The following is an 18,583-nucleotide window of genomic DNA, read 5'->3' on the forward strand; positions in this document are numbered from 1 at the left end:
GATGGCGCTTGCTACCCGGTTTGTTACTGGATGTTCTCGTAATCCGCATAAATTTCGTTTCTCAGACCGCCAAGTTCCATAATAGCAGACCATCGATTTGGATGATATTTCAATGTTTTTAAAATTACTCTGTATCCGGTTCTTTTATAGTTTTCTTTAAACCATGATATCAGAACGGGAGCGAGAATATCATCTGACACATTTGATTGAATGCAACCGGTCAAAATGTAAGTGACACATGTCACAGGGATTTCGTCAATTAAGGATAAAAAATCTTCAGCACGATAAGTGAAATTTCCCAAAGCCCATTTAATTTGGATTGTGACGATGTTTAGATGTTCGCTCGTGCAGTCGTTTTGAAGGAAACGAATGGCATTTTGAGGATTGTTTGCAAGACAGCGTCCGATTTCTTTGAGTATGAAAACTCTGTTTCCTTTTTTACTCTCTCCTTCGATTATTTCTAGTGCGACATTGATGTAACGTTGATCCCCTTTGCTGCCAGAAAGAAGGGCTGCCAACAAATTTAGGTTTGGATGTTGCGATTGTTTGTCAAAAATTTGTTCGCCAAGGTCGATCCATTTTTTTTCTCCGTCGCTACGTTTGATCAACGGCACAAGTATAGTATACAGGTTTTTATTCGTGGGATTATAGCTCATCCATAGGCGAACAGAATCTATAACATCTTGATTATCAGGCCTGTTAGCAATGAGCGTTTTGAATACTTCATGTATATTTGAATGATCAAGATTGTTTTGTAGCCACTCTATGGATACGTCAAGAACCTGATCTTCTTCCGGCTTTGCGGCGATAAGAGCTTTGAGTAATTCGTGTGCTCGAGGGTTTTCGGTGTTTTCTTCGAGCCATTTCAAAGCATCTTTCCAGACTGAATCGTCATCGGGAAGGGCCTTGAGAAGGGGGGCAAAAAGTTGCTGAGCTTGCGGATGGTTAGAATTCTGCTTTAGCCAGTTCTTGGTAGTATCGATGGTTTTTTTGTCATTGGGGCGTGCCGTTACGAGGGGAGCAAAAAGTTGCTGCGCTTGCGGGTGATGTGGGTTTTCCTCAAGCCATTTTAGAGCAGCCTCGGCTATTTCTTGATCCTCGGGGCGTGCTGTTACCAGGGGAGCAAAAAGCTGCTGGGCTTGCGGATGATCGGGATGTTCTTCAAGCCATTTTCGGGCTTTCAGATGGATTTCACCGTTGTTTGGTTGTGCAGCTACAAGGGGCGATAATAGCTGGTGTGCTTGAGGGTGTTGATAGTTTTTTTCAAGCCATCGTAGAGCCAATTCGCTGAGTGCATTGTTATCCGGATATCGCGCAATTAATGAGGCCAGAGCAAAATATGCGCTTGGCTCGTACGGATTCTGGTTTATCCATTCATTCGCCAAATCCAGTGCAGCATTCGTATTTTCAGCTCTGCTGATAATTGTGGCAACTGAACTTCCCGCGTTGGGTACGCTGAAAATAATTGTCCGTGAAGCGTCGCGGAGATCGTCAGCCAATTTCAGATTGTCCAGAATTTCGCTGATGCGCCAGAGCCAACTGCCGACTGGAGCAGAAAGACCCACGGGAATGGGGGATTTACTTGCGGCAATAAGGGCCTGTTTTACAGGATCGGGGGTTAAGTCCCGTGCCATACCTCGAAACCAGATCTCCAGCCAACGGGAAAGTAAGGGCAGGCTGTCATTTTGGGAATTTGCGTTATATTGTTTAAGGTATAATTCAGCAAGTGCCTGATTGATTGTCCCTACCCGTCCGTTGTGAGACAATGTTGCTTGATTATCCAGTTTGTTGGTTTTCGCCAGGTTGAGAATTATATCGCTACAAGGCGACCAGTCTTGATTTTTTGCATATTCAATCAGCGACGGTGCAAGATGGCGCCCGAGATTTTGCGCCAGTGTTGCTGGTCGCTCTGCCCAGGCACAATAGAGCTGCCAGTTGATCTGTGGATGTGAAAGGCGATATCCTGTTTCGTTGCTGCGTGCCCCAGAGCTGAATTTTTCAAAATGTAATTGTGACTCTTCACATAAAGCCATGAAGGCATCGCGTTGGCTGTCTGGCAGGTTATCAATCAGGCTGGCGGGGGCGTTTAATTCCAGAGCGTTAATGGCCAGTATGGAACGGGCAAGTTCAAAAATTTCGAGATGTTTCAGTCGGCGTTTAAAGTTGGCGGCAAACGAATTTAAAGACTGCCCTTGCAGGAGTTCAAACATCCAGACAACCAAGAGGCGGTTTTCTGTGTTGTCCTGAGCAGGTCTTACCTCCTTACCGGTTCGTTCTTTGTACCACGTGGCAAAATCCTGCATTTCCTGCTGATCAAGGTTGGGCACAGAAAATGTCTGGATATTGAACAATGCCGCATGTCTTGATTGAAAGGTTTCTCTTTCTGTTGAGGGGCCACATGTGAGAATTACTACTTTGGGTGGTAAGAGAGATGTCGCGTTTTTTACCTTTTCATCCCATTCATCGGGGTCTTTAAGGAAATGCAGGTCGTCGATGACGGCAATAGAGGGCAGGAAGTTTGCGTCCTCGCCACCTTGTTGCAGTTCGCGCTGGTTTTCCAGCCAGTCTGGTAATTCTTCCGCTGAATTGAGGAAATGAATGACGGGGGCTTGCGGATTATTGACGATATATTCCATCAACTGTATCAGCAAAACGGATTTACCCTCGCCAGAGCGTCCGTCAATCCAGAAAGATGGGATGTTGTTTATTTCATCTGTGAGACTAACTTCCTGCCACCAGCTTTTGAAGTTTTCAACCAGTTCGGAAAATAGAGCAGGTCGTTTTCGTATTCTTTTCAGCCGGAGATCTTTTAATTGTGGTCGACGGTCGAATAAAACGCCGGTATCCGAGTCGGCATCCTGATCTATTTCAAGATCGGACTGTCGAATAAGCATTCCTGTGCGGGGTCGCGATTTCAACCCCGATTCACAAGATTTCTGGTATTTTTTATTAAGTTCATAGGCAATTTCGTTGATTTTTTTTTCGTCAGGATTCTCAAAAAGCCTCAAAAGTAGTCCGAGGCAGTCGTCGATAAAACTGGCGGGATCGTTAATGCCTGAATGCCAAAGAAAATCGCGGAGATGATCCAGCGGGTCCGGTTGTTCGAGAATCGAATCATCTTTTTCAAAGCATGTCAGTAGGTGTTGCCATACCGTAATATTTGTATTTTTTCCGCCAATTTCTTCCACGCTAAAATCACGTGGATGGGCGGTTGTCGCCCGTTTCACACAGGCGATCTTGAAATCAAGTTTTTTCAGAAATCCGGGGTCGCACAATGTTGCGATTTCATACGCCTCTCGAAGGGCTGCGCGCATTTTGGGTCGGTCCAGCGTGCGTTTGACCTGAATAAGAGTATATTTTTGCCGATTTGGCAGAAAGATATCCGAAAGCAGTTCAGTTTTTGCAAGTTCTTCGGGAGATTGACGGCCCTTGGCAAGACCATGAAAAAAGTTTGTCAGATAGATTGACGATTGAAAAGAAAAGCCAGCCAGTGCCCACCAGCCACCTTTGGCGCGACGTTCTTTGCTAAAAAGCGATAGCAGGGATTCAATTGAATTGGCTGACGACATTATATTTTCTTTGGTTGATATTTTGACGTTGATCGCAGGTGAAGGGGAGGAATTATTGCTGGTAGCGAGAAGTATAGTCTACAACTTTTTGTGTATAATCCACGTATCATGATGGTTTGCTTTTAGGGCCGGGAGGCGAAAAAATGACTTGATGTCATTGACTCCTCATAATTGAACATGGATTGACCTTCCGCAGATGTCGGCGGGCAAAGATGGGTTAAGCTGGCTGTCAGGCAGGGATGGTTGACGGGCATATCTCCGATAACAGCTTTGGCAGGGCGTGATGACGCAGCAGCGTGTAAAAGAAAAACATCTGGTAGAGCGGGTGGGCTGGTTGCGGGCGGCGATTATGGGGGCCAATGACGGCATTGTCTCGATTGCCAGTTTGATTGTTGGTGTGGCGGCGGCCAACCCGGTGCGGGGCGATGTGTTGCTGGCGGGCATTGCCGGGTTGATGGCCGGTGCCATGTCGATGGCGGCGGGAGAATATGTTTCGGTCAGTTCGCAGTCCGATACTGAAAAGGCCGATCTGGCCCGCGAACGCCACGAACATGAAATTGACCCGGAAGGCGAACTGATCGAACTGGCGGGTATTTATCAAAGCCGGGGGCTGGATGCCAAACTGGCACTGACGGTGGCCCGGCAAATGATGGATGGCGATGGCATTGCCGCCCATGCCCGTGATGAATTGGGTCTTTCGCCGGTGAATATTGCCCGCCCCTTGCAGGCGGCGGCGACATCGGCCCTGATGTTTGCCCTGGGCGCGGCCCTGCCGCTTGTGGCGGTGTTATGGGCGCCGGTTGCGGCGATGATTCCGGCAGTGGGCGGGGCGGCCTTGCTAGCATTGGCAATTTTGGGCGGTTTTGGCGCGCATATTGGCGGTGCCCCTAAAATACGGGCGATTGTACGCGTGGTTTTTTGGGGGGGTGTGGCGATGGTGGCAACCGCCGCGATCGGACGGCTGGTGGGGACGGTGGTTTGATGGTCATGGTTTTGCCGTGAATTTTCTGGCAGCATGAAAATTGGTTTTCATAAACAGGTCTGACCGATAGATGCTCCGTGCTGCAACCCCGTTGTTAAATGTTGCCAATGTGAAACGCGGCATGGCGTTTTATCGCTGCCTTGGCTTTGAGGTGGTGGCGCAGACGATTGATGATGTTCGCGATGAGCCGGTTTGGGCGATGTTGGAGAGTGTTCCGACGGATGCGGGCGCGGCGGAGGGGGTGCAGCGGGAGCCGGTGCGCCTGATGCTTGCTGCGCATGGCGGGGTGTCGCATGAGGAACGGAAAATGCGCCCGTCTTTTAGCGGGATGGTGTGGTTTTTGGAATGTGAAGATGTGGGTGCACTTTATGATGCGCTGGCCGGGCAGGGATATGCGCCGGAACCGATCATGATGCTTGAGGACGGGATGGGGCAGTTTTTTGTGCGGGACCCGGATGGCTATGAAATTGCCATTACCGGGCCGGATCGGCGCGACCTGGGAACATAACGGCACGCTCACGACGTCCTCGGAAGCAGGGCTTGGTGCAAAGCGGATTAGGGATAGCGGATCGCCAGCACTTCCAGCTCGTCCTCGCCTGCCGGGGTTTTCAGGGTGATGACATCGCCGACCTGGCATTTCATCAAACCGCGTGCGACGGGCGAGACCCAGCTTATTTTGCCATTCAGGCTTTCGGCCTCGTCCTCGCCAACGATGCGGATGGTTTTTTCCTCGTCACGCGCATTTACATAGGTGACTTCGGCGCCAAAAAACACGCGGGAATGGTCGGGCTGGTCTTCGGAGCGGACAACAACGGCATCCTCGATCCGTTTGCGCAAATAGCGTACCCGGCGGTCAATTTCGCGCAGGCGCTTTTTGCCGTAAATGTAATCGCCATTTTCACTGCGATCGCCATTGCCTGCCGCCCATGACACAATTGAAACGGTTTCGGGCCGTTCCTTTTTCCAAAGGTGGTCCAACTCATTGCGCAGGGCATCCAAGCCTTCGGGGGTGATGTATATCGGTTTGTCCATGCCCGGTTTTTAACGCAAAGTTTTAGCATCGAAAAGAGGGATTTGCGGATAGGACAGGGCCGCTTTCAAAAGCGAAAGCGGCCCTGAAAGACAAATCGTTTTAGAGTTGGCCCGCGCGAAGCAGGGTTGCATCTTCGGCGATATGCGACATGTGCGGATCGACAAAATCGTTCAGGATGACAACCGGATACTTGCTGTCGAACGAGGCCAGATTTTGCTCGGCCCAGGGATAGGTTGTGCAGTCAAAATAGGCCTTGGTCATCAGCAGCGGCGAGGTGGCATCGCTGGTGCAGGTGGCAAGTTTGGGCCACAGTGCGCTGACCGCGCTGGCCGTGCCCTGCATTTGCAGCACGGTATAAGCAGCACCGTTTTGCGGCTTGTGCTGCATGTTTTTAAGCTGATTGAGGATGGGATCGGGCGTGAGGGTTGCATAAGCACCGTCGCTATAGGAATCGTATTTTGACGCATCATTGAAGCCCACACCGTTATTGAGGAATAACAGGCGTTTATTGGCCTTGATCAGGTCGTTATAGCTGGTGGACGTATCGGACGGGCCGCCATAGGTGATGCCTGATCCGGAAAGGGCGGCATTGATGGCCTGTTTGAGGGTATCGGCTGTGGGTTTCATCGCATCATTATAGAAGCCGGAAAAACCCAGGCTGACCACAACGATTTCACCGGGATGGGCCTTGAGCCAGGCGACCGTTTCATGGAGGAAATCGTTAAAGGCCATGCCGGGGATCATATTGTGCTGGTGATAAAGACCATCGCCGGAGGCAACGGAAATCCCCTCGATTTTGGCATTGTAACCGGGCCGGAAATCAAAATAGCGGGTGCCGAGATTGAGCATGTTGGTGATGGTGTCTTTTTGCGTGATCGAAAGGTTGATGATCACCCGTTCAATCAGTGAGTTTGTCGCGACACTGAGCACGGCAATGATCGCCCCGACAGCAACGCCCAGCATCAGGGCCAGAGACCCGAACAGGACGGAGGCGATGACGCTGAAATTTTTGACGTTGCTGACCAGTTCGGAAATGTTCTGGCTGGTATTCATACCGGCATCATGGGCCCCGGGCAGGACAAAAGCACTGAAGGGTTTGGTGCCGGCATTTTTATTGTTTGCCACCATTTTTGCCATCCAGTCGGGCCGGTTGGCATCACCAATGCAGGCGTAATTCTGGTGGTGGCTGGTATAGCTGACATCGCCATAACCCGACCCGGCGTCATAAAAGCCATAGCTGACAACGGCATTGCTGCTGATCTGGGCCTGCTGGTTTCCCAGCATGTTGTTCATGTTGGAATTGGAAATATTGCCGGTAAAGCCATTGACCTCGCAACTGCGATTTACCCCTGCCGCAGACATTGCATAATCACCGCTGACGTGAAAGGGCAGGTCGGTATTGACTTCGATATGCCGGGTGAAAATTGTCCCGGGCGTTGTGTCGTTAATTGTTGTGGTATGTGAGGAACCGGGCTGTTTTATGTCAAAAGAAACCGGAAGGTCGTTTTCAGGTGTAAAACCATAAAGGTCCATTCCCTTGCTGGGCATTATTAATACTCCGTGCTGATTGAAACTGGTTTATCCGCACGGGTATGGTTCTTTTATATTTGACAGGATTAAAGGGATTTATTTCAGATTAATTTTTCACATTTTCTGTTTTATATCATGTCATTATGTTTCCTGATTTAATTTTGTGACAGGTCTTGGTTTTTATTTTTGTGTCGCATATTCGAGGACTTTTTTTTGTTATTTAACCCGTGTGTAACGGGAATCGGTACGGCCCCTACGGGGTAAAACAAAAGCGGTTTTCGCATTAAAAACCGCTTTTGGCAGGCGTGCCTGTTTTAGGCCTTGCCTGTTGATGCCTGTTCACGGCGAAGGGCGGTATCATCAATGGGCATGTGAACCAGGGCGGCGAAAATACCCAGGGCGATGGAAAGCATCCAGATGGCATCGAAACTGCCGGTCATGTCATAGAGCACCCCACCCAGCCAGGCGCCGAAAAACGCCCCGATTTGGTGGCTGAGCATAACGATGCCAAACAGGGTCGCCATATAGCGCGGGCCAAAAACCTGGGCCACGATGCCACTGGTGAGCGGCACCGTCGAGAGCCAGAGTGCCCCCATCAGGGCGGAAAACAGCCAGATGGTTTCGGCGGTTTTGGGCGAGATCAGAAAGACGAAAATCACCAGCGCCCGGGTGCCGTAAATCAGCGACAGGCCCCATTTTTTGCGCCAGCGCCCGCCAAACCAGCCCGCCGTTAACGTGCCAACAATGTTAAACAGGCCAATCAGCGCAAGCCCGCCCGATGCAACGGAGGCCGGAAGGCCGCATAATTGCGTGAAGGTGGGCAGATGGGTGGCGATAACCGCAATGTGAAAACCACACACAAAGAACCCGGCATTGAGCAACAAAAAGCCGCGATGCTTGCGGGCCTCGTGAAAGGCATCCACCAGGCTGGCCGGACCCAGGTCAAGGGCGGCAGTCGCGCCGCCGGGACTGTGGTCGGCGCGGCCGGACAGGGCGAAGGCGGCAGGCACGATGACCAGGCTGATCAGCGCGATCATGGTCAGCGCGTTGACATAACCCAGGCCGGAATTAAGCGCCTGGGTGGTGGGGGCCATAATGAACTGGCCGATGGAGCCGCCTGCACTGGCAAGGCCCAGCACAAAACTGCGGCGATGGGGCGGGAACACCCGGCTGATGGCGGCCAGGACCACCGGAAAACTGGACGCCCCGACACCAATGCCGATGACAAGACCCGCACTGGCATAAAGCGCGCCAGGCGAGGTGGATTGCCCCATCAGATACAGACCAAGCGCATAAAAAAGCGATGCGCCGATCAGGGTTCGGGTGGTGCCAAAACGGTCTGCCAGGGCCCCGGCAAGTGGGGCGGAAAGACCCCAAAGCAGGTTTTGAATGGCAAAGGCGAGGCCAAAGACCGAGGCGCTCCAGCCGGTTGCGGTCAGCATATCGGGGATGAAAAGCCCCAGCGATGGCCGAATACCAAGATTGACGGCCAGAACCAGCCCGCCGCTTGCCAGAACAAGCCACGGAAACCATTTGGCGGTTTTGAGGGAAGGGGACATGGTGCCTCGCAAACGGAAATGAGCAGGATATGGCTGGTACTATGCCGGGCGATTTTTAATGCGTCCAATTCATTGCATTCATGAATTTAATAAATTTTGTGCATTTTCGAGGCTGGCGACCTGGCAGATCGTGTCAATCAGGCCATCCAGAACCCGGTTGATGGTGGGGCTGACGGCCCGGCGCAGCAGCACAACCCGCATGGACCAGCAGGCATCGGGGATGTCCAGGATTGTCAGATTGGCTGCATTACGGCTGAGACGGGCATAGCGTTCGGCGGTGATGCCATAGCCAACACCGGCAGCAATCATATCAATTTGCATATCCAGGGCCGATACTTCGAGGATGGAGTTGAAAACCAGCCCGTGCCGGTGGGCCAGCAGATTGCCCAGCGCCCGAAAGCAGCATCCTTCTGGCAGCAGCACCATTGGCCGGTCGGCCAGATCCTTGATGCTGTGCGGCGGATTGGGCGCGCTGGCCGGGCCAATGGGCCGGATCCGGTCGTCAAACAGGTCGTCAATGCGGATGGATTTGGGGAAATCAGTGCTGGCAACCCCGCCGATTCCTGTCAGGGGGTCGTCCATTGTCAGAAGGGCATCAATTTCACCCCGGCGCAACAGCGGCAATAATTCACCAGACCAACCCGTGCGCATGCCCAGTTGGCTATCGGGAAAATTCTGGTGCAGGCCGTGCAGCGTTTCGGCTGTTACCAGCGGGGCCACGCCATAGGATACGCCAATTTTAAGTGGTGCTTGCGGGGAAATGCCGGTTTTGATCATTTCAGTGAAACCGGCCAGACGGCGCAACAGGTCGCGGGCCTCGGCCAGGGCGCGTTGCCCGGCCGGGGTGGGGCGCAGGGGTTTGACTGTGCGGTCAAAAAGCGCGCAGCCGGTGCGGGTTTCAAGGCGCTGAATGCGGCGGGTAACGGCAGGCTGGGTCAGCCCCAGGCGACTGGCTGCGCCGTGAAAGGATTTTTCCTCGGCAACGGCAATCAGGGTTTGTAATTCGCGGGTGTCCATCACGTCCTCCGTTCCGCATCAAACTGGCGGTGACGGTTTCAGGATGCCGTGAAGTGATCAGTTTTTGCAATATGATTAATTTTGGTAATGAAGATCCGGGTATTTTCAGCGAAGCACACCCGGATCGGCCATTGCCGGTTGCTTGGCCTTGTAGGCGGCGGCTGCCGCGCTATAGCCGCCCTCGCCCCCATCGAGAAAATGAAAATGGTCATTCTGCACAACAGAGGGGACAATGCAGGTCATGATGGCGGTATTTTGCCGGTGCAGGCCAAAGCCGATATGACCGGCGTTTTCGCCCTCGGTCAGGATTTTTTGCAGGTGTTCAAGCTGTTCGGCACTGCAATTGACCGTCATGAAAAGCGCATCGCCAAATTTGCGATAGTCGGTATTCAGGGCTGTATAGCGGCGATAGTGGGCCGGGTCGAAATTGCCAAGTTTCCAGCCGGTTTTATCGAGGATGAAGGCGAGGGCAGCGGTCAGAAAGACTTTGGTTTTTGCCGCCAGAAGCGCGCCATTGACCGGCCGGTTGGCCTTTGCCTCAAGAGTGAGGCCCGCCGGGGGAAAGCGAAAAAGCGGCCCGGTGGCACTGACCGGATGGGCGCTGTTGGGGGTTTGGTCAAGCAGTGCGAGGATTTTTCCGACAACAGCATCAAAATTCGCCCGATCACCGGCAGGATGCACAATAAGCGAGATGATGGAACCATTTTGCGATGCCGCAATCGGCGACCAGCGGCAGGACAAACCGGTAAGGTCGGGCCGTGTGCCGGGCGGGGCGGCGGCAATGTGATGGTCGTTGCGGCTTTTCATTTGCATTTCGGCCCATTGCAGGCCCTGGCCGTTAAACATGGCATAGCTGATGGCATCGGACACCGCATAACGCGCAACCCGCACATCACGCCCGGCGGCACGGATTTCACCAATGTCAAACAGGGCGACACGCAGTTCCAGGCCCAGATCATCGGCCACCCAGCGCCGGGTTGCAGCCAACGCCTCGCGAATATCGTCAATATGGTCGGGCGCGCAGGCAAAACCCGCGCCGTCGCCGCCAAACATGAACGGATAGGCCGAATGCCCCAATATGTTGCTGATCGCGGCAATCACGGCGGCCCCGGCCATATTCACATCCTTGTAGCGGCCTTTGGCAATGGCCTCGGTCGAGGCGACAATATCGGCCACCCCGACATACCAGTCATCGGGCAGGGCGTGATAGCTTGCCGGGTCCAGAATACGGGCAAAATCGTGAAAGGTGGGGATGGCAAGATATGAATTGGGCACGGTTTGCTCGTATCAGCGAAAACAAAACAAGGTACCGTCCGTTTGGCCCGGCTTAGTAATGGGGCGGCGGAACGTCATCTTCGGGCGCGGTATTCATATAGGAATTCATCCGTTTCATGTCCTCGCTTAACAGATGATTACGCCGTTCGAGAACATCAATCCGGTCCCATTGCCGTTTGATCATCATCGACATGTCATTCATTGCCATATCAAGATGGGAAATGCGGGTTTCAAGTTCGATGATGCGGGCTTCGAGGTCCGATTGTGACATGGTTTGCGTCATCCTGATGAAGGGGCAGATAGGGCGAAAGGAAAGCCGGTTTACCGCTTTGCCCGTTTGTCCGTTTGCAACGCGGGACCGGGGCAAAAGCAAACCCCCGGTCCGGACCGGGGGCGTTGCAGGCGGGTGAATAGATGATTTTCAGTCTTCTTCATAGACCTTGATCAGGGCGGAATGATCCAGTTCACCCCCGCCCATATCGATCAGTTCGTCAAACAGTTCCATTGTCAGGCGGGTCATGGGCAGTTCAAGGCCCAGATCGGTTTCGGAAAATTCCAGCGCCTGGTAGAGGTCCTTGCGCTGGGTTTTCGCCTTGCCACCCGGTTCAAAATTGCGCTCGATCATGCGTTTGCCATGCTGCTGCAAAATGGTGGAATCGGCAAAGCCCCCGGTCAGGGCCTCGCGCAGTTTGACAATATCAACCCCGGCTTCTTCGGCCATCGAGAAGGATTCAGCCACCGCCGAAATGGTGATGCCGACAATCATCTGATTGGCGGCCTTGGCGATTTGCCCGGCCCCGGCCTGTCCGACATGGGTGACATGGTTGCCCATCACCTTGAAAATGCGTTCGACACGCTGGAAAATATCGGCTTCACCGCCCACCATGATCGACAGGGTGCCGTTTTTGGCCCCGGTGGTGCCGCCGGAAACCGGGGCATCAAGCCATTCGCCACCCGCATCCTCGATGGCATCGGCAAAGCGGCGGGTGGCATCGACGGCGGTGGTGCCCATATCAATGACAATGGTGTCCTCTTCCAGGCCATCAAGCACGCCATCTTCGCCCATCAGCACGTTTTCAACCGCTTCGGTATCGGCCACACAAATGATGACGATGTCGGCATTTGCGGCGGCATCGGCCGGGGTGGGGGCGGTTTCAATGCCGAGATCCTCGAACATGTTCAGGGTTTCGGGGTTGCGGGTGGTGACAGTCAGCTTGGCACCCGCCTTTTCCAGATTAAGCGCCATCGGGCGCCCCATCAGCCCCAGTCCGATAAAGGCTATGTTCTCACCTGCCAGTGCGGTCATGACGGTCGGTTCCCTTTGTCGTGCAAGCGTTAGCAATGACGGTGTGCCGTGCAGATACGACACGTGAAAATCGTGAAGGCCCGGCGCACGGAAACCGGATCCGTGACCGGACCCGGCAACAGCGACGGGATGTATGTGGTGCCAGATTACGGTTTAATATGGCAAATCAGCGTCGAGATCGGTGGTTTCCTGCGGCAATGATGAATGATGGTCACACATCGGCGGGGCGCAGATAACGGGCGGCCATCGCCCGTTCAATGGCGGCGCCAACCAGCCGGTCAATATCAAGACGGTGACGGATCAGTTCGAGAATGCGCAATTCCTCCTGGCTGATTTCGCCATCGGAGAGCACAATTTCACAGGCACAGACATAGGCCGTTTCGCGCAATTTTTTGGGAAGCGCATCGCGGATGAGAATAAGGGTGTTATCAAGGCCGTCCTCCTCGGCCAGCCTTGCCGCGCAATCGCGCGTGACTTCGGTCAGACGTTCACTGTCGAAACCGGCGAAAATCGGAAGATAACGCACACGTCGCCCCATTGCGGAAAGTTCGGCGTCGGTGATGTTGTTATCAGCGGCCGAAACCATAACCATCGTATAGATCAAAGCGTCCTGATGGGAAATCACCGATATTCTCCTTGATCCTCAGGGGTTCATGGCGGGTGTGACAGGGCGTGCCAGCAACACAGCCTGATGCCCGATTGCCCCCAAAGGGTAGAGCGCAAGCCCGTCGCCCGCAACTGTTTAAGGGGATAGGAAAGCGAAATTTTTGTAAATAACGGGTTTTTTACGGTTTGATGACCAATGTCTGTGTGCCGCGACGGGGCGAAAGCGGGCTGGATGGTATCGATTGTCGCCCTGTTGGCGAGACCGGCCATCTTCCCCGGTAATGACGGATGTCTTGTTGCGGAACGGAACCAATAATAACAGGTCTGGCGACCAAACAGCGCGATGCGGATCGGCCGGGTATAAAAAGCCTTTGCAGCAGGTTTGCGAAAAGCTATGGTCGCGCAGCTATAACAAAAACAGATGAAAATAGCCGGGTTTATGGGAGCCATAATTTCACTTGATGTGGCCGCAAATGTTGCCGCCCTGATTGCCTGTGACAAAGTACCGGCAGCTGTTATTGCGCCAGACCGCCATGAAATGCAGGCAAATGCAGCATGGAGGGAAAGGTTTGACGGCTGTATTGAGGAAAGTGGCGTTTGGCACGATACCGGTAACACTGCGCATGTTGCCGCGATCATTGACAGGGCGTTGGCGTGCAAGGATCGACTGGAGCCACAGGGTGATATCTTTGTGTTGCCGATTGAGGATCCGCAACGCGCGTATTTTATTGGCTGGTGGTTGCCCGCAGAGGGCGGAAACCTGATCCGTGTCATGGTGCTGGGGCAGCAGGACCGGCTGGTTTCATCGGGGCTGATGATTTCGCCCCTGCCGGTTTTGCTGTTAACCCCGGATGGGGAATTTTACCACGGCAATGCGGCTGCCGAACTGGTTGCCCTGGAAGTGGGCCTGCCCAATGTGGCCGCCCTGGCAAAGCCCAAGGACCAGCGCCCCCTGACCGGGCAGTCCGAGCCCGGTGAATATTTGCGTTCCGTGCATTATGGACAGCGGATTTTTCAATGGCGGCGGACGGAACTGCTGGATAATAGCGGGATTGCGCTGTTTGGCCGCGACTGTACCCGGGAAGAAAGCTATCGCCGGGCACTGGAACATTCCGTGCAGGGAATTGTCGATCTGTCGCCGGACGGACGGTTGACATCGGTCAGCGAGGCCGTCGCCCCCCTGTTTGGTTATGACAGTACGATCGAGGTCAAGCGCGCCTATCTTGTTAATCCCGAACGGTTTTATGCCCGTGAAGATGACATGGCCGACCTGTTGCGGCAACTGGCACGCGGGAGGCCGTTTACCGGTCGCGAAGTTGAAATGCGCCGTCAGGATGGCAGCCAGATCTGGATCCGGATGAACGCCACCGTCATTTATGGTGAAGGTGGCATTCTGCTGGGCTATAGCGTTACGTTGATAGACGTGACAAAAAGCCGCCAGGCCGAACATGACCTGCGTCGCCGTCAGGAACGGTATCGGGCGCTGGTGCAAACGGCGGGCAGCGTGATCATGTTTCTGGATACTGAAGGCCGCATTCTGGAATATAACCGCGAAAGCGAATGGACATTTGGCTATTCGTGGATGGAGGCGGCAGGCCGCAACTTTTTTGATTTGCTGGTGGTGGAACGGGAAAGGCAGGCCGTTGCCCTGCGGATCAAACGCATGATTGCGGGCGAAATCATCAAGGATGAAGTGATTTCGATTTGTCGCAAGGATGGTGAGATCCGGCTGTTGCAGTGGAATGCGCGCGCCCATTTTGCCGAAAACGGCAATGTCGCCGGCGTGATTTGCATCGGCCAGGATGTGACCGAGAAAAACGCGGTCGAACGCGCCTTGCGGCTGGCGGAAGAAAAATATCGCGGCATTTTTGAAAATTCGGCCGAGGGACTTTATCAGGCAAAGCCCCTGGGGCAGCTTTTGTCGGCCAATCCGGCCTTTGTGGCCATTTTGGGTTATCGCAATGAAGAAGACCTGGTTGCGGATGAAAAAATGATCCGTGACGGGTTTTATTTGCAGGCAGGCATGCGGTTGCGTTTTACCGGGCGGTTGCTGCGCGACGGGGCGGTTCAGGGGTTCGAGGCCGAACTGCGCCGCAAGGATGGCCGGATTATCTGGATCGAGGAAAATGCCCGGCTGGTGCGTGACGAGCACGGGGTGCCGGTTTTGATCGAGGGATCGATTACCGATATTACCGAGCGTAAAAGATCCGAAGCACGCATTCAGTTCCTGGCCCATCATGACGGGTTGACGGGGCTTCCCAACCGGACCCTGTTTCAGGAACGGATGAGCGATGCGGTCGCACGGTGCAAACGGGAAAATTGTGATTTTGCCCTGATGCTGTTTGATCTGGACAATTTCAAGGACATTAACGATACGCTGGGCCATCCGATTGGCGATTTGCTGTTGCAGGGTGTTGGCGAAAGGATGCGCGTGTGTTTGCGCAGCGACGATGTTGTCGCCCGCCTGGGCGGCGATGAATTTGCCGTTTTGATGTATGACCCGGGTTCGTCCTGTGACATTGCCAACGTTGCGCAGCAGTTGATCGAGCGGATTGGCGAACGGTTTGTGCTGGAAGGCAATGAGGTTACGGTTTCGACCTCGGTCGGGATTTGCCTGTATCCCCGTGACGGCAAGGACGAGAAAGACCTTTTGCGCAATGCGGATCTTGCACTTTACTGTTCCAAGGCGGAGGGGCGGAACCGCTATCAGTTTTTCAGGGAACGCATGCAGCTTGATGTGCAGGAACGCAAGGCGCTGGAACGTGACCTGTCCTGTGCGATTGCCAATGGCGAATTCGAGGTGTTTTATCAACCGATTGTCGATGCGGCGGACCATCGGATTGTGGGCATGGAAGCCCTGGTGCGCTGGTTCCATCCCACCCGGGGGATGGTGAGCCCGGTTGAGTTTATTTCGGTGGCCGAACGCATGGGCATCATTGCCGAGGTCGGTAAATGGGTTTTGAATACCGCCTGTTTGCAAACCCGCAAATGGCGGGAGGCAGGGTTGGGCACGCTTTTGATTTCGGTAAATCTTTCGCCCATAGAACTGGCCCGACACGAAGATTTGCTCGAAAGTGTGGGGCATGTTCTGGAAAAAACCGGGCTTGATCCGCGCCAGTTGCAGCTTGAGGTGACGGAAGGGGCGATGATGGATAACCCGCGCGAGGCGGCGATTACGCTGGGCATGTTGCGCAATCAGGGTATTCGCATTGCCATTGATGATTTTGGTACCGGTTATTCGTCGCTGGCCTATTTGAAACGGTTTCCCGTCGATAAACTGAAAATTGACCGCTCCTTTGTGATTGATCTGGACCAGGAAGACGGCAATTCGGCGATTGTGCGGGCCGTGGTGTTTATGGCGCGGTCCTTTGGCATGACAATCAATGCCGAGGGGATTGAAACCAAAAAGCAACTGGAGCGGATTTGTGCCGAGGGGGTGGATGAATTGCAGGGATTTTATTTCAGCAAACCGCTGCCCGCAGCAGAGATGGAAAAACTGCTAGAAGCACAGCGCAAGCGTGCCAGCACACCGGGCCTGGTCCATTAGGGATTTGGCGGCAGCGCGTTTTTGGCGCTGCGTCGGCTCAACCAGGCCTGAAGCTCTTTTTCGGCGGAAGAAAGTCCCTCGCGATTGATGATTTTGCGCGCGATGGCGTTGGAAACAGCGCGGGCGCGTTTATTGAGCACAATCCCCATTTCATTTTGATCCAGCGCCCCGACATCAAGCTTGTCATACAGCGACAAAAGACGGTTTTGCACGGTGCGGAGCGATAATTTGCGCCGGGTGGCAATGGCCTTGTCGGGCAGGCCCAAGGCAATATCAAGCAGGATGGTATATTCAAATTCGGTCAGCGCACTGCGCGATCGCATTTGCCGGTTCTGGATTTGATGGACCTCGCGGTCCACGACAATCTGGGCTTCGATCAAGACGGCGCGCAGGGCCAGGCGCAGCCTTTCCTCGGTTGCGGTTTTAAGGACATAGCCATAGGTGGCCTCGCCCGGTACAATATTGGCAATGCCCCGCAAATAGGCCTCGTCGGAATAGTTTGACCAGAACAGAATGCGGGTTTCCGGGCAGCGCGCCCAGATAAGGCGTGCTGCTTCGATGCCGTTTTGCTCTTTCATGCGCAAATCCATCACAATCGCCGTGATTTTATGCGCACGTGCCAGTTCCTCGCCTTCTCGCCCGTCGCGGGCCAGCAGGATTTCGTTACATTCCGGCAGGGCATTTTCGACAATTTCGTGCAGGAAATCGGCGTGCATTTTATCGTCTTCAACCAGCAGTATTTTCATCGCCTGACCTTGTGGTGTTCTGGCCCGCGCCGGGCAGCCTGAGGGTGATTTGCGTGCCGTTTTCGGTGCGGATGTGATAGTCCGCGCCGATGAGCCGGGCGCGGGTTTTGATGTGCGCCAGGCCGCCGCCGGGCTTGCGGCGGGCGGTATTGGCGGTATTGAATGTGCCATCATCCGCAATGGTGATTTCCAGGCAATGGCTGGCATCGGCGCGCACGCAAACGGCAATATGGTGTGCGCCCGAATGCAGGACGGCATTGTTGATCGCCTCCTGGCAGATGCGGAAAATGGCAATGCGGATGGTTTCGGGCAGGGCATCGACCGCGCCACTGGTATGGTCATCGACACTGAATCGCAGGGGGCTTTCCGGGCTGATGGCGCGTTCAAGATGGGTGGCAATTGCGTGATGAAACCCGAACAGTTCAAGGATGGAGGGGATGGAGGTATCAATAATCCCGCGCAAATCCTGGATCATGTTCTGGATTTGCTGTTGTAAATGATGATGCTGGTCAATGGTCAGGCCCGGATGAATGTCGCGGGCAATGCGCGTCAGGTCGGCCAGGGTCTGATCGTGCAGATCCATGCCAATGCGCTGGCGTTCGGCCTCGAGCGCATCGGTCAGGCTAAGTGCGCCCAGGCGCAAACCTTCCTCGCGGGCCAGAATTTCGGCGCGAAAGATGGCTTCCTTGTTGGCCTTTTCACTGGCGCGCAAGGCGTAAAAATAGGGGGCCAGAATATCGGCAAGAATGCGCATCTGTTCGACATGGCTGTGGTCATAGAAATTTTCTTTTGTCGATGAACAGTTGAGCGAGCCAATGACTTCGCCCAGAACCTTCATCGCCACATTCACCCGGCTGCGAAATTCGTGATGCAGGATGGGGGCACTGACGGCATCGGGAAAAATATAGCGCGGATCCTTCAGCGCATTGCCGGTCAGAAGATGGTCGGTTTTGCCATAAAGAATATCGCGCACCGGCGAGAGCCTGACGGCAGAACGCGAGGTGCTCCAGCTTGTTTGCAGACCGATTTCATAGGAAGTGTTCCAGGTTTTGCCCTCGTCGATCAGGCAGACATCCAGATGATCGAATTCGATGATCTTTTCGATTTCCGATTTGACCGACTGCAAGGCGGAATTAATATCGAGATTGCCAGCCAGCAAATTGGAAATGCGCAGATAGTGGGCAAGCTCCGACATGTTGTGTTTCCTCCTGCGCCGATCATAGGCGGGCGGGAAGAAATTGTCTTGCGGGTTTACGCAAGGGTGTTGCGGGAACCCGCAAAGCGGGTGCGGTGTGCGCTCTTTACGATTTTGTTGCCATAACGGTAAATCATCATCCTGAAAATAAAAACAAGATACTGCCGTGCCCGAACAGGTGCGGACAAGGTGATATAACCGGTATTGACCAAGACGTG

14 protein-coding genes are annotated in these 18,583 nt (G+C 53.9%); 3 read left to right on the forward strand and 11 right to left on the reverse strand.

Annotated features, from left to right (window positions below):
* Positions 1–23 precede the first annotated feature (23 nt).
* Positions 24–3,569 carry a tetratricopeptide repeat protein gene (locus TH25_RS14030; RefSeq protein ID WP_114089043.1) on the reverse strand — a complete coding sequence of 1,182 codons (3,546 nt, stop codon included), beginning with the start codon at positions 3,567–3,569 and terminating at the stop codon, positions 24–26.
* 283 nt (positions 3,570–3,852) lie between these two features.
* Between TH25_RS14030 and TH25_RS14035 the strand changes: the two genes are divergently transcribed.
* Together TH25_RS14035 and TH25_RS14040 are read left to right on the forward strand one after the other, a co-directional pair.
* Positions 3,853–4,551 (forward strand): VIT1/CCC1 transporter family protein, encoded by a 699-nt coding sequence (locus TH25_RS14035; RefSeq protein WP_114089044.1) that lies wholly within the window; start codon positions 3,853–3,855, stop codon positions 4,549–4,551.
* Between the two features lie 70 nt (positions 4,552–4,621).
* On the forward strand, positions 4,622–5,059 hold the full coding sequence (locus TH25_RS14040; protein WP_114089045.1) for a VOC family protein: 438 nt from the start codon (positions 4,622–4,624) through the stop codon (positions 5,057–5,059).
* A 47-nt stretch (positions 5,060–5,106) separates the two neighbouring features.
* Here TH25_RS14040 and greB read toward each other — a convergent pair whose 3' ends face one another.
* From greB to TH25_RS14080, 8 genes are all read right to left on the reverse strand, one after another.
* Entirely contained in the window at positions 5,107–5,583 is a 477-nt protein-coding gene (gene greB, locus TH25_RS14045; protein WP_114089046.1) for a transcription elongation factor GreB, read from the reverse strand.
* Between the two features lie 100 nt (positions 5,584–5,683).
* Positions 5,684–7,132 carry a PI-PLC domain-containing protein gene (locus tag TH25_RS14050; RefSeq protein ID WP_114089047.1) on the reverse strand — a complete coding sequence of 483 codons (1,449 nt, stop codon included), beginning with the start codon at positions 7,130–7,132 and terminating at the stop codon, positions 5,684–5,686.
* Between the two features lie 296 nt (positions 7,133–7,428).
* Positions 7,429–8,673, reverse strand: a complete 1,245-nt coding sequence (locus TH25_RS14055; protein ID WP_114089048.1) for an MFS transporter — start codon at positions 8,671–8,673, stop codon at positions 7,429–7,431.
* 78 nt (positions 8,674–8,751) lie between these two features.
* Complete coding sequence (locus tag TH25_RS14060; RefSeq protein ID WP_114089049.1) at positions 8,752–9,690, reverse strand: LysR family transcriptional regulator; 939 nt, start codon at positions 9,688–9,690, stop codon at positions 8,752–8,754.
* Positions 9,691–9,795: 105 nt separating this feature from the next.
* On the reverse strand, positions 9,796–10,965 hold the full coding sequence (locus TH25_RS14065) for a DUF3095 domain-containing protein (protein WP_114089050.1): 1,170 nt from the start codon (positions 10,963–10,965) through the stop codon (positions 9,796–9,798).
* 52 nt (positions 10,966–11,017) lie between these two features.
* Entirely contained in the window at positions 11,018–11,236 is a 219-nt protein-coding gene (locus TH25_RS14070; RefSeq protein ID WP_114089051.1) for a SlyX family protein, read from the reverse strand.
* A gap of 150 nt (positions 11,237–11,386) precedes the next feature.
* Complete coding sequence (locus TH25_RS14075) at positions 11,387–12,334, reverse strand: NAD(P)-dependent oxidoreductase (RefSeq protein ID WP_258549159.1); 948 nt, start codon at positions 12,332–12,334, stop codon at positions 11,387–11,389.
* Between the two features lie 148 nt (positions 12,335–12,482).
* A complete protein-coding gene (locus tag TH25_RS14080) occupies positions 12,483–12,896 on the reverse strand; it encodes a tellurite resistance TerB family protein (RefSeq protein WP_114089053.1) in 414 nt (137 codons plus the stop codon).
* A 420-nt stretch (positions 12,897–13,316) separates the two neighbouring features.
* Between TH25_RS14080 and TH25_RS14085 the strand changes: the two genes are divergently transcribed.
* Entirely contained in the window at positions 13,317–16,424 is a 3,108-nt protein-coding gene (locus TH25_RS14085) for a sensor domain-containing protein (protein WP_114089054.1), read from the forward strand.
* Here TH25_RS14085 and TH25_RS14090 read toward each other — a convergent pair.
* Positions 16,421–17,170, reverse strand: coding sequence for a response regulator transcription factor (locus tag TH25_RS14090; RefSeq protein ID WP_114089055.1), 750 nt, complete (start codon positions 17,168–17,170; stop codon positions 16,421–16,423). The two genes, TH25_RS14085 and TH25_RS14090, sit on opposite strands and share 4 nt — an antisense overlap.
* Positions 17,151–18,365: a GAF domain-containing sensor histidine kinase gene (locus tag TH25_RS14095; protein ID WP_114089056.1), complete on the reverse strand. Its 1,215-nt coding sequence runs from the start codon at positions 18,363–18,365 to the stop codon at positions 17,151–17,153. The genes TH25_RS14090 and TH25_RS14095 overlap by 20 nt, the downstream gene beginning before the upstream one ends.
* Positions 18,366–18,583 lie beyond the last annotated feature (218 nt).

The sequence above is a fragment of the Thalassospira profundimaris genome, from assembly GCF_003326755.1.
In the GTDB taxonomy this organism is placed as follows: Bacteria; Pseudomonadota; Alphaproteobacteria; order Rhodospirillales; family Thalassospiraceae; genus Thalassospira; species Thalassospira profundimaris_B.